Below are 12,615 nucleotides of genomic sequence, written 5' to 3' on the forward strand. Positions count from 1 at the left end.
TAAAAAGCATAATTACTGAATATTGTAAACATAATGTCCTCATAATTACATAATGTCTTAAGATTTAGGTTATGAAGTCAACAAACTCTGAAAATGAATACATCCCCTTAGATCTAAGGATTTCTTTGAGGAGAGATACTTTAAGGCTCATCTCAGAAATGGCTCAGGATATGGGAATAAGCATTAATGAAGTTTTTAGTTTTTTAGCGGAAGATTCTGTTATTGATCTAGAATTACTAGAAGATTTAAATGAAATTGAAATTCCCAATAAGTGCAGCCCTGATGATCTAAAAAAAGCTATTCTTAAAAAAAAGCTTTGTTAAAATTTCTCAACTTTTCTATCTTTCCAGTCAGATTTATAACCGTTCTTAACTAAATAATTCGAATACTTATTTAAATCATTTTTCTTAACGCGCCATAAATTATAAATTCCATATTCACCTAATTTTTGATGATTAATATTTGACCAATGAAATTGTCTAGAAGAGTAATCATCAATAACTACCAATAAGGATTTATTTTCGTAATTTGGTTGATCCTCATAATTCTTTCTCCTATCATTATTTAGTCTCTCTGACAGATTAATTAATCCTTCTTTAGTATTTGGTTCATAAAAAACTATTTGTCTCGAATAATAATGTAAGGACGGTTTTCTTATCCCAATCATTGCTAAAGTTTCCCTCCCCTCACGAACACCTAAAATTAATTTTGAGATATTCCTCAAAGGTAATTGCCTTGAAGTATCTGCTAATTTTCTAATTGGGGACATCAAAAAAGATTGTCCAATTAAAAATAAAATTTGAAGATAAAGAATGATATTTTTGTATTTTAAAGTAAATAAAATTATTGCAAGAAAAATAAATAAAGAGAAAAGCAATTTGGCTTTGAAAATTATCCCAGTGCTTATTAAATCTGATGCAAGATTAGGCATTTCAGGATCATTTATTGAACTTAACCAAATATTTGAGAAAAAGAATGCGATTGAGAATCCAAAGAAAATTAAAATATTAAAAATCCACAAATATACGTAAGTTTTATTTGGCTTTTTTAAGTTTATAAAGCTGTTACTAATTAAAATTGCAGCTGCTGGAATTGCTGGCAACCAATAGCTTGGTAGTTTCGTAGCAGAAATACTAAAAAAGATCAAAACTGATGATAACCAGCATAGAGAATATGTATAAAGGGTTTCAGAAGCCCTGCAATTATCTTTTAAATTTTTCAAAAAATCCTCAATAGCTTTAAATATGCCATGATACAAAAAAGGCGTGAATGGTAATGAAGCCAATATCATTATGAAGAGAAAAAACCATATCGGTTCAGCATGATTATTTACAACTGATGTATATCTTTGAAAATTATGATAACCAAAAAAATTGTCCCAAAAAGGCTTCCCTTCTTTTATAAGCTCTAAGACATACCATGGAACACTTATTAGGATTGTTATAAAAAAACCTTTCTTAGGGTATATCTTGCAAAGCAAACTTTTCCAATCCTTCTGACTAAATAAAAAAGATGTAATAGTTAATGTTGCTAAAACAAATGCAACAGGTCCTTTAGTTAAAATTGCAAAACCCAAAAATACCCATGCTGCTATACATTGATCATTATTATCACTTGCCATTCTTCTCCAAAACAAAAGTAGACTAATCCCTAAAGTGCCAGTTAAAAGAGCATCACTCACAGCTGTTCTACTCCAAATAATTATTAATGGAGACAGAGCAAAACCTAACGATGCAACTATTGGAGTTAGGAATTGCTTATCACCTTGCTGTGGCCAACAAAACAAAGTATCTCCGATCATCAACATTAAAAATAATGATCCCAAAGCTGAAGGAAGTCTGGCTGAGAGTGTCCCGAAACTATCCCAAATTTCATTTTTCGGTAAAGAATAAAAAAAACCCATTAGCCAATATATGAGTGGAGGCTTGTCAAAACGAAACATGCCATTAACTTTTGGAGTTAACCAATCACCCGATTCACTCATTGCCCGTGAAGCAGCGGCAAATAAAGGAGGGGTTTCATCCACAAGTCCTGTTTTGCCTAAATCGAAAATAAATATAATAATCCCAGAAACTAACAATATTAATAACGTTATAAACCTTTTTTTTGAGTTGAGAATAATCATCTACTATATTAATTTTACTTATATTCGTTGATTACCTTATTAAGCCAGTTCAAAACCTTGTTGGCAAATATATCTGCCGAAGCATTTTTTTCTACCCATTCTCTACAATTTTTACGCTTTATTTTTTCAATAATCTCTACATATGAAAGCAGAATTTCTTTATTATCAGGTTCAGCAAGATACCCTGTTTGCCCATGCTGAATAATTTCACTAGGTCCGCCCCTTTTATAAGCTATAACTGGCACCCCACAAGCTAGAGCTTCAACAACTACATTCCCATATGCCTCATTCCATTTCGGAGTATTGAGCATCACCCTACATTTACCAAGTTCTTTTTGTAATGCATCGGTTGCTACAAAACCCATCCAATTTATAGTTCCTTGAGGGAATGATTGTTCTATCTTTGAGGCATAGGTCTCATCTTCTATCACCCCCCAAACATTTAGTTTTTCTCCAAGTTCATTGGCTACAAAAACAGCATCCTCTAGACCTTTTTCAGGTGCCACTCTTCCTACCCAGGCCAAGGGTCCCTTTACTGAATCTTGAAAAATATAATTATTTAATTTAAAACCATTACCAATAATTGTTGGTTTTTTTATGAATGGATAATCATTAGCTTGTATTTTTGAATGAAAAGCAAAATTATATGGATGTTTAAAATATACCTTCGAGATTAAATTACTAATTACTGAACTTTCAGAACCCATACTAATAATATGTGCAATTGGTATCTCTACATTTAGAGTCATCCAAATAGGCAACCAATCATAAGACATGTTCAAAAGTACATCTGCTTGTTTCGCGATTTCTAATCCCTTTTCAAGCATTCCTGCTAGAAGTGAATTATCTGGAATACTAGCGGGAGAATTGTAATTTTGATGCTGCCAACTAATTTGATCTTCACCCTCTACAAAATGTAATTTTGCTTTTTCATTACTTTCATATAATTTAGAATTTTTAGGAGCAATCACATCTACAGAATGGCCTAAAGAAAGCAAGCCTGAGACTAAGGAATTCAAAGTCAATTCAACTCCTCCACCTTTACCGCTTCCCAGAAAACCTATTGGAGTGCTTATCAAAACTATTCGCATTATTTAGACTTTTTACAACAAGAAAATAATTAACTAGTAGTGTCAGTAAATTTATTTTCCCATAAAGACCTTCTTTGGCTAACAAAAAATACCGAGATAAGAACAAAAACTACTCCTATCCATTGAAGAATAGTAAGCCTTTCATCTAACCAAACACCTCCACTAAGAAGTGCAAATACAGGAGTTAAAAATGCAAGAGTACTAAATCCAGTTATTTCTTTATTATTAGCAAAGTAGAAAAACAATCCATAAGCTATGGCTCCTCCAAAGATACTTGCAAATGACATGAGGGTCCAATCAAATATTGACCAATCGGGGATTATTTGAAAATTTGATTGTAAGCAATGCTTAATAATTAAGGGGAAACTCCCTAAAACCATATGCCATCCAGTAACAGCAACTGGATCACTTTTGGTACAGGTGAATCTAATTAAAATAGTTCCTATTGCCATAGCAAGCGATGCTGCAAGCATCCAAAGTTCTCCAACGTTAAAAGCCACATCACTTGTAGCCGTATCAGACATTAACCACCAATTTTCTAAAAACTCTTGAGGAACACCTAAGAATACTATTCCTCCTAATCCAAAAAGTAAGCCTAACCATCCTATTGGATTAATTAAATTACCAAAAATTGCCCTTGCTAAAATTGCCACCAATAGGGGCTGAGAATCAATCAATACAGAGCCAAGCCCTGCCCCAGTTTTTTCAATGCCATAAGTAAGAAAAAACTGAAAAAAAGTAGCGTCGACGATTGTAAAAATAAAAAACCACTTCAAATCGCACTTGTAAATTTTTAAATCTCTTTTAAGTAAATATGTTGTTATAAGAACAAGAATTCCTGCAGGAAGTAATCTCAAAGAAGCCACAAACTCCGGTCCTGCACTAGCAACTAAGGGGGTCATTGCCGCCATTGAAGTGCCCCATAATGCAAAAGGGAGTATCATTAAAAACCAATTTAGGATTGAATTCATTAGGTCTGCTGATAATCTTTTTAAAGTAGTTTTAATGTATTTACCTTAAAAGAATGATTTGGCCTTTTAGACGAAAGTCAAAAAAACGACTGGCTCGTATAGTAATTGATGAGCCTATTACAAGTTCAACAAGAGTTTCTGTCCTTAAAGCTCTTAAACAAATTGAGGATAGAGAATTTCCTGCTTTAATCGTGAGAATTGATTCACCGGGAGGTACTGTTGGCGATAGCCAAGAAATATACTCTGCTATTAAAAGACTAAAAGATAAAGGATGTAAAGTCATTGCTAGTTTTGGGAACATATCAGCATCTGGAGGTGTTTACATTAGTGTTGCATCTGACAAAATAGTTGCAAATCCAGGCACAATTACAGGATCTATTGGAGTGATTATAAGGGGAAATAATTTATCTGAATTATTAGATAAAATTGGCATAAAATTCGAGACTGTTAAAAGCGGTGTATTTAAAGATATACTTTCTCCAGACAAACCTTTAAGCGAGGAAGGTAGATCACTTCTTCAAGGCCTCATAGATGAAAGCTACAAACAATTTACTGAAGCTGTTGCTGAGGGCAGAAATATACCCGTAGAAGAAGTAAGGAAATTTGCGGATGGAAGAATTTTCACTGGGACACAAGCAAAAGAATTAGGTCTTGTTGATGAAGTTGGAGATGAATTTGTTGCGAGGGAACTTGCTGCAAAAATGGTTAATATTGATCCTAAAATTGAGCCCTTAACATTAGGGAAGAAAAAAAAGAAAATACTTGGACTAATACCTGGAAGTAAAATTATTGAAAAAGTTTTAAATAATATATTTTTTGAGATTGATTCATCTAATAAAATACTTTGGTTATATAAGCCTTAAATCAATATGTATGAAAAAATGAAAGATGACTATAAAATTACATTTATTCGAGGAGCTACAACAGCATCAGGTAACTCTGTTAGGGAAATAGAAGATGCCGTAGTTGAATTAATAGATGAATTAATTTCTCGAAATAATCTTATTAAGAAGAACTTATTATCCATTACATTTACTTCAACAAAAGATTTGGATGCATGTTTCCCTGCTTCAATTGCAAGGAAATTTAATGAACTTGATTCAGTTGCATTTTTAGACTGTCAACAAATGTATGTCTCTAATGATATCGATTTTTGTATAAGAATAATGGCACAAGTTTTATTACCGCCAAATTTTCCTATACAACATCCTTATTTAAGAGGCGCTTCAAAATTAAGGCCAGATAGATGTTAATCTTAGTACAATAATTTTCCACTTTAATCTGGATAGACTTAATTAATCCTTATAAAATTTATTAAATCAATGGTAAAAACAAAGAAGCTTGCTTTAAATTTGAAAATTTTAAGATTTTTTCTAATTCCAACAATTTTATTTTCAACTCCATTTTTTAATAATATTCAAGATGCTAAAGCAGGCATGGAATTTCAATGGGACCAAGACTCTGGATACAGAAGATTAAAGTGGTTTCAAAAAGAAAATAAAAGAAGGTTTAGAAATACAATATATTTTTTCTTTAGACCATCTGATAGAAAAACTGATCTTTTAAAAATAAATCTTGCCATTCCAAAACACTTTAAATCCACACTTAATAACGAAAAAATTAGTCTTTGCAAGGTAAAGATAGGTGGTTTTGAAGATCGAACTAAATGTCTTCAAGATATTCCAGCTGATATTGAAATTAATACGGATGAATCATCCTTCCGCTCCTTAAACATATATCCCTATAGCCCAATCCCCTCTAATAAAGACAGTTATGCGGTTGTTTTAAAAATTATTAATCCAAAGAAATCAGGGCTATATCAATTCCACTCTTATGGGCAGCCTAAAGGAAAATCAGTTTCAAGTTATTTAGGAAGCTGGACTATAGTGATCGATTAAATGATAAATTAATTATGGATTAACAAAACAATGACTAAAAGAACTTTTGGCGGAACTTCAAGAAAAAGAAAACGTGTATCAGGTTTTAGAGTAAGAATGCGTTCTCATACTGGTAGAAGAGTTATTAAAAGCAGGAGACAAAAAGGTAGGGAAAGAATAGCTGTATAACTTTAAATAAAAATGGCCTTACCTAAAGATATGCGTTTAAAAGGTTATAGGACTTTTAATTATATTCATAAAAATTCCATAAAATATCATGGAAAACTAATGACTTTCAAAGTAGCAGAATCAAATCCTGAGATTCTCTTATCCCATAAACTAAGAAATAATTCAAATAATTTGAGGGTAGCTATTGCAATTAGTAGAAAAGTTTCAAAAAAAGCTGTAGATAGAAACAAAATAAGAAGAATTATTCAAGAGTGGCTATTAACTAACATTCAAAAAATTAATAACCACAAACCTTATTGGTTACTTGTTAACCTTAAATTTGGAGATTTCTGCAATGATAGAAATAAACTTTTGGAGGAATTTCAAAACTTAATGTTAAAATCTCGTCTAATCAAATGATTAATATGAATGAAGAAACCTTTTACGAAGGTGGTCCTGCAAAAAGTGATTTAATAATAAATCTACTAGCAGGAATTACTATTCTTGGTTTGCCATTTACCTTTGCTGCAATAGTTAGAGCCTTTTGGTTGAGATATAAAATCACAAACAAAAGAATTACAATTGTTGGGGGGTGGTTTGGTAAAAACAAAACACAAGTTTCAATAAGTAACATTGAAGAAATTAGATCTATCCCAAGAGGGTTTGGTTCATATGGTGATATGGTTCTTATTCTTAATGACGGATCTAAGGTAGAGATAAAATCATTACCCTTATTCAGAGAAAAACAAAAATTTATTGAAGACAATATAATTAAAAGATCACAAACAATAAATCTCAAAGAGGTAGAAGGATTTGCTACTAAATCCTAAATTAATTAATTACAAAAACCTTTTTTTCCTGTAAAATAAATGTCTAATAAAATTTCACTCTTTTTAATATCGTGATAGGGTTCATATCTGAAAAACTACTTATACCGATCTTAGATTTTTTCTACGGTTTATTTCCTAGTTATGGTCTTGCAATTGTTGCATTAACGGTAGTAATTAGAATTGCACTTTTCCCTTTGAGCGCAGGGTCCATAAGAAGTGCAAGAAGGATGAAGATTGCACAACCAGTCATGCAAAAAAGACAGGCAGAAATAAAATCTAAGTTTTCAGGTGATCCAAAGAAACAACAAGAAGAATTAGGGAAACTAATGAATGAGTTTGGAAGTCCTCTGGCAGGTTGCCTTCCATTGATTGTACAAATGCCTGTTCTATTTGCCTTGTTTGCAACTTTGAGAGGATCACCATTTGCTGATGTTCCATATAATATAAATCTTAAGGTTGTGCCCCAAGATCAAATAGCAGCTATTGATCCAAAACCCTATAAGTCCCCAAGACACTCTATATTTATTAATGAAAAATCTCATTTCCCTGTAATAGCTACAATTCCAAATGGAACAAAATTAGGAACAGAAGAATCAATAAAAATAAATCTGCAAACAACAAATGGCAACAGCTATGCTGATGTTTTGTCTAAATACGATAATGGTTCAAATTTTCTCCCTACTTGGAAAGTTTCTAAAGGATCCGAAAATCTAAAAGTTTCCCAAGACGGAACAGTAACTCCGATTCAACCAGGAGATGCAATAATTGAAGCTAAAATTCCTGGTCTAGCTGCGAAAAGTGGATTCCTATTTATTAAAGCTCTTGGTCAAGTTGGTTTTTATGTAGATGGAGCTATTAATTGGGATATTGCTGCTCTTGTTGGTGCCTTTGGATTAACCTTACTTCTCTCTCAAGTTCTTTCCAGTCAGGGAATGCCTGCAAATCCACAGCAATCAACAGCTAACAAAATCACTCCAGTCTTGATAACTGGTATGTTTCTGTTTTTCCCTCTTCCAGCAGGAGTATTACTTTATATGGTTGTGGCTAACATATTTCAAGCATTCCAGACCTTTCTTCTCAATAAGGAGGCTCTTCCTGAGAATCTACAGAAAATTCTCGATCAACAATTACTAAGCAAAAATGAAGCAATAGCAATTGATGCTACAACCATCTCAGAGAAAAGATTACCTTTTGAACCTAATAGTAAAAAATAGACTTAATCCTAACTAATGAATTCTTGGTGTAAAAATTTAGAATTACTAATAAAAGCAAGAACTTCATTAATTTGGATAAGGACTAAAGAAGAGGAAAGATTAGAAAAAATAATCAATTACTCATGTGAGAGATTAAATATTACAAGATACGTTTGCTGGGATTGTGTTAACGGAATTAAAGGATTACTAAATGATGAAGGTAAATTTTCTAACAATCCATTAGGAGTGCTTAATTGGCTTAAAGAACAAAATGCAGAAGTATCAACAATATTATTAGTTAAAGATTTTCATAAATTTTATGATGATCCATCTATAAATAGAACTATTAAAGAACTATCTTCTTCGCTTAAGGAAACAAATCATAATTTAGTTATCAGTTCCCATATATTTCCATCATCAGAAGATCTTGATGAATTAATGACAATTGTTAATTTACCCTTACCTGATCAAAAAGATTTAAAAAATCTAATAAAAAAAATTGCTATAAATACTAGTTCAAATCTTGAGGAACAAGACCTAAACGAACTTTCTTTAGCTTCAAGCGGATTAACCGAAATAAAAGTGAAACAAGTTACAGCAAAAGCACTTGCTCAAAGAGGGAAAATAAGTAAAGAAGATATTAAAGATATTCTTGAAGAGAAAAAACAAGTGATCGCTCGAAGTGAAATATTAGAATTTTTTGAAGCCAAATCAAGTCAAAACGATATTGGTGGTTTAAATGTTTTAAAAGTTTGGCTAAATCAAAGATATAGGGCCTTTTCTAAAGAAGCCAGAGACTATGGGCTACCTATTCCAAAAGGAGTCTTACTTGTTGGAGCACAAGGCACTGGGAAATCCCTTACGGCAAAATCAATCTCCAAGAGTTGGTCAATGCCGCTTCTTAGGTTAGACGTGGGGAGACTATTTTCTAGCCTTGTAGGTTCAAGCGAGGCAAGAACAAGAGAAACCATATCAAGAGCCGAAGCCATGTCACCTTGTATCCTTTGGATCGATGAAATTGACAAGGCCTTTGGTGGGGATGCCAGGAGTGATGGAGGGACCAGTCAAAGGGTTTTGGCGAGTTTACTAACTTGGATGGCTGAAAAAGAATCCGCCGTATTTGTAATTGCCACGGCTAACGCTATAGATAAGCTTCCTGCTGAATTATTAAGGAAAGGGAGGTTCGATGAGATATTCTTTCTTGACTTACCAAATTCAGAAGAAAGATTAAGTATTCTTAATTTGCACTTAAAAAAAAGAAGACCAAGTTACAGTTTTCCTCTCACTACTATTATTGACAGAACAGATGGATTTTCTGGGGCAGAACTTGAACAAGCCGTAATAGAAGGAATGCACATTTCATTTTCTGAAAATAGAGAACTAATGGAGAAGGATTTGATAAAGGCAGTTTCTGAACTAGTTCCCTTATCTAGAACAGCTAAAGAGCAAATTGATTTACTAAAAGAATGGTCATCTACAGGGAGAGCTCGTTCTGCATCGTAACTAAAATAAAATGCATTTAAAGATATAAAATAAGTTAGGAATCAATAATTTAGTTAATTTTTCATCAAAAATCTCTAATAATTAAATTATATTAACTATCTTATTAAGGTATAAACGAAAAAGAGTGTTAGATCAAAAATTAATAAGAGAAAATCCAACATCTGTTGAAGCAAATTTATCCCTACGAGGAAAAGTTTTTAATATTTCCCGTATACACAAATTAACCGTTGAGAAAAAAGAAATAGACATAGAAATATCAAATCTACAATCTGAAAGTAAAAAATTAAGCAAACTAATTGGTCTAGAAATAAGCAAATCTCAAAACAGCAATTCTGAAGAACTTAATGAATTAAAAAACAAAGGCAACAAATATAGAACCGAAATTTCTGAATTTGAAGAAAAAAAAAGAATCTTAGAAAACGCAATTCAAAAAGAAATTTTAAGTTTACCTAATTTCCCCAGTAAAGATGCACCGATTGGAAAAGATGAAAATAATAATATCCAAATAAAAACTTGGGGAGATCCTTTGAAAAGAGAAAATCTAAAATCTCATTTGGAAATAGGTGAAAGTCTTAATCTGTTTGACTCTATAAAAACAACAAAAATATCCAAAAGTCGTTTTATTACCCTTATTGGAAATGGAGCCAGATTAGAGAGGGCATTGATTAATTTCATGCTAGATATACATTCTGAAAATGGTTACTTAGAGTTAATGCCTCCAGCATTAATTAACTCAGAAAGTCTTCAAGGTTCTGGGCAATTACCTAAATTTTCAAATGAAAGTTTTAATTGCTCCAAAGATGATTTATGGCTTTCTCCAACAGCAGAAGTGCCACTAACTGCTTTCCATCGAAATGAGATACTTGATTTCAAACTTTTACCCATTAAGTATGTTGCTTTCAGCCCATGTTTCAGGAGAGAAGCAGGAAGTTATGGAAGAGATACTAAAGGGTTGATAAGACTTCATCAATTTAATAAGGTCGAATTATATTGGTTTTGTGATCCAAGTAAATCCCTAGAAGCTCATAAAAGTATTACTGCTGATGCGGAAAGCATTTTAAAAAAGCTTAACCTTCCTTACAGATTGATAGATATTTGTACTGGAGACTTAGGCTTTTCTTCCAGTAGAACTTTTGATCTTGAAGTCTGGTTACCAAGTAGTAAATCTTATAGAGAAATTTCAAGTTGCAGCAATTGCTTGGACTTTCAAGCACGCAGATCTTCAATACGAACAAAAATTGATAAAAAAAATCAATATATACATACTTTAAATGGCAGTGGCTTAGCAATCGGAAGAACGATGGCTGCAATTCTTGAAAATGGCCAACAACTAGATGGAAGCGTTAAGATTCCAGAGGCTCTAGTTCCATATTTTGGGTCAGATTTTATAAAACCTGATTAGTATAAAACAATGAATGTTCTAACCTCAATTACAGTTCTAGGATTTCTCATTTTTTTTCATGAAATGGGACATTTTCTTGCAGCAATTTTACAAGGTATTTACGTAGATGGATTTTCTATTGGATTTGGACCTTCAATAATTCAAAAAAAATATAAAGACATAACTTATTCATTTAGAGCCTTTCCTTTAGGAGGATTTGTTTCCTTCCCTGATGAAGAACTTAATAATATTGACCCTAAAGATCCAAACCTTTTAAAAAATAGGCCAATTTTTCAAAGAGTTATTGTTATCTCTGCTGGAGTATTCGCTAATTTAATACTTGCGTATACAATCTTAATTTTAAATGTAGCTACTTTAGGAATTCCTTTTGAACCTGAACCAGGTATTTTAGTTTTAGCAACACAGCCCGAAAAGGCTGCTGATCTAGCTGGCTTAGAATCAGGAGATAAAATCATAAAAATTGAATCCAGAACTTTAGGGGTTGGAGATCTAGCTGTCTCCAATTTGGTAAAAGAGATTCAAAGCTCATCGGAAAAGCCAATATCAATAGAAATCGAAAGGGATGGAATTTTTAAAGAAATAACTTTGATACCTAAAAAAATTGATGGTAAAGGTACCATAGGTGCTCAATTACAACCTAACATAAGGAAAGAAACAAAAAAAACAAAAAATATTTACGAACTTTTCAAATACTCTAACAAACAGTTCTTATCGCTTTTAGTAAAAACAATTCAAGGTTATAAAGGACTAATAACAAATTTCTCCGCAACAGCACAACAATTAAGTGGGCCAGTCAAAATTGTTGAGATTGGAGCTCAACTTTCAGAACAAGGAGGGAACGGGATTTTATTATTTGCTGCTTTAATTTCTATTAATTTAGCAGTTCTCAATTCTTTACCTTTACCCCTCTTAGATGGAGGGCAACTGGTATTTACTATTATTGAAGGATTAAGGGGTAAACCTGTCCCAGTTAAAGTACAAATAGCCGTTACTCAATCCAGTTTTTTTCTTTTAGTCGGATTAAGTGTTCTGCTAATTATTAGAGACACTAGTCAACTTTTAATCGTACAAAGATTATTAAACCAATAATATAGATTTCTAATAATGTTTACCAAGATGCTAATATATAAACAATATTTTAAATTTTTTAAATGGCTAAAAAGTCCATGATTGCGAGAGAAGTTAAACGAAAAAAGCTCGTAAATAAATATGCTGCAAAAAGAAAATTATTATTAGATGAATTCAATGCCGCAAAAGGTCCAATGGAAAGGTTAGAAATACATAGAAAGATTCAAGGCCTTCCAAGAAATTCAGCACCAAATCGAGTTAGGAATAGATGTTGGGCGACTGGGAAACCAAGAGGAGTTTATAGAGATTTTGGTTTATGCCGTAATCAATTGAGACAAAGAGCTCATAACGGTGAACTTCCTGGGGTAGTTAAATCCAGTTGGTAGT

The 12,615-nt window shown here is 32.4% G+C and carries 15 protein-coding genes; 12 read left to right on the top strand and 3 right to left on the bottom strand.

What is annotated here, in order from left to right; translation table 11 throughout:
• Positions 1 to 71: 71 nt before the first annotated feature.
• A complete protein-coding gene (locus HA143_RS06885; RefSeq protein ID WP_209084997.1) occupies positions 72 to 323 on the top strand; it encodes a CopG family transcriptional regulator in 252 nt (83 codons plus the stop codon).
• Here HA143_RS06885 and HA143_RS06890 read toward each other — a convergent pair.
• The 3 genes from HA143_RS06890 to HA143_RS06900 are packed head-to-tail and all read right to left on the bottom strand — an operon-like array spanning position 320 to position 4,187.
• Complete coding sequence (locus tag HA143_RS06890; protein WP_209084998.1) at positions 320 to 2,125, bottom strand: ArnT family glycosyltransferase; 1,806 nt, start codon at positions 2,123 to 2,125, stop codon at positions 320 to 322. The genes HA143_RS06885 and HA143_RS06890 overlap by 4 nt on opposite strands.
• 14 nt (positions 2,126 to 2,139) lie before the next feature.
• Positions 2,140 to 3,216, bottom strand: coding sequence for a glycosyltransferase family 4 protein (locus tag HA143_RS06895; RefSeq protein ID WP_209085001.1), 1,077 nt, complete (start codon positions 3,214 to 3,216; stop codon positions 2,140 to 2,142).
• 29 nt (positions 3,217 to 3,245) lie between these two features.
• Positions 3,246 to 4,187, bottom strand: coding sequence for a DMT family transporter (locus tag HA143_RS06900; RefSeq protein WP_209085003.1), 942 nt, complete (start codon positions 4,185 to 4,187; stop codon positions 3,246 to 3,248).
• A 53-nt stretch (positions 4,188 to 4,240) separates the two neighbouring features.
• Here HA143_RS06900 and sppA point away from each other — a divergent pair, with 53 nt between their 5' ends.
• From sppA to rpsN, 11 genes are all read left to right on the top strand, one after another.
• Positions 4,241 to 5,050, top strand: a complete 810-nt coding sequence (sppA, locus tag HA143_RS06905) for a signal peptide peptidase SppA (RefSeq protein ID WP_209085005.1) — start codon at positions 4,241 to 4,243, stop codon at positions 5,048 to 5,050.
• Positions 5,051 to 5,056: 6 nt separating this feature from the next.
• Positions 5,057 to 5,440 (top strand): chorismate mutase, encoded by a 384-nt coding sequence (gene aroH / locus HA143_RS06910; protein WP_209085014.1) that lies wholly within the window; start codon positions 5,057 to 5,059, stop codon positions 5,438 to 5,440.
• A gap of 69 nt (positions 5,441 to 5,509) precedes the next feature.
• The gene (locus tag HA143_RS06915; RefSeq protein ID WP_209085016.1) at positions 5,510 to 6,085 is read left to right on the top strand and encodes a DUF2808 domain-containing protein; all 576 of its coding nucleotides are present in this window, start codon (positions 5,510 to 5,512) and stop codon (positions 6,083 to 6,085) included.
• Between the two features lie 30 nt (positions 6,086 to 6,115).
• On the top strand, positions 6,116 to 6,253 hold the full coding sequence (rpmH, locus tag HA143_RS06920; protein ID WP_002808184.1) for a 50S ribosomal protein L34: 138 nt from the start codon (positions 6,116 to 6,118) through the stop codon (positions 6,251 to 6,253).
• Between the two features lie 12 nt (positions 6,254 to 6,265).
• Positions 6,266 to 6,652, top strand: coding sequence for a ribonuclease P protein component (gene rnpA, locus HA143_RS06925; protein ID WP_209085018.1), 387 nt, complete (start codon positions 6,266 to 6,268; stop codon positions 6,650 to 6,652).
• Positions 6,649 to 7,062 carry a PH domain-containing protein gene (locus HA143_RS06930; RefSeq protein ID WP_209085020.1) on the top strand — a complete coding sequence of 138 codons (414 nt, stop codon included), beginning with the start codon at positions 6,649 to 6,651 and terminating at the stop codon, positions 7,060 to 7,062. The genes rnpA and HA143_RS06930 overlap by 4 nt, the downstream gene beginning before the upstream one ends.
• Positions 7,063 to 7,133: 71 nt before the next feature.
• Positions 7,134 to 8,276 carry a membrane protein insertase YidC gene (gene yidC, locus HA143_RS06935; RefSeq protein WP_209085022.1) on the top strand — a complete coding sequence of 381 codons (1,143 nt, stop codon included), beginning with the start codon at positions 7,134 to 7,136 and terminating at the stop codon, positions 8,274 to 8,276.
• Between the two features lie 15 nt (positions 8,277 to 8,291).
• Positions 8,292 to 9,758 carry an AAA family ATPase gene (locus tag HA143_RS06940; protein WP_209085030.1) on the top strand — a complete coding sequence of 489 codons (1,467 nt, stop codon included), beginning with the start codon at positions 8,292 to 8,294 and terminating at the stop codon, positions 9,756 to 9,758.
• A gap of 124 nt (positions 9,759 to 9,882) precedes the next feature.
• Positions 9,883 to 11,160 carry a serine--tRNA ligase gene (gene serS, locus HA143_RS06945; RefSeq protein WP_209085032.1) on the top strand — a complete coding sequence of 426 codons (1,278 nt, stop codon included), beginning with the start codon at positions 9,883 to 9,885 and terminating at the stop codon, positions 11,158 to 11,160.
• A 9-nt stretch (positions 11,161 to 11,169) separates the two neighbouring features.
• A complete protein-coding gene (gene rseP, locus HA143_RS06950) occupies positions 11,170 to 12,249 on the top strand; it encodes an RIP metalloprotease RseP (RefSeq protein WP_209085034.1) in 1,080 nt (359 codons plus the stop codon).
• 62 nt (positions 12,250 to 12,311) lie between these two features.
• Positions 12,312 to 12,614: a 30S ribosomal protein S14 gene (gene rpsN, locus HA143_RS06955; protein WP_209085036.1), complete on the top strand. Its 303-nt coding sequence runs from the start codon at positions 12,312 to 12,314 to the stop codon at positions 12,612 to 12,614.
• The last annotated feature ends 1 nt before the right edge of the window (position 12,615 follow it).

The organism is Prochlorococcus marinus CUG1415, assembly GCF_017696015.1.
GTDB lineage: Bacteria > Cyanobacteriota > Cyanobacteriia > PCC-6307 > Cyanobiaceae > Prochlorococcus_A > Prochlorococcus_A marinus_AE.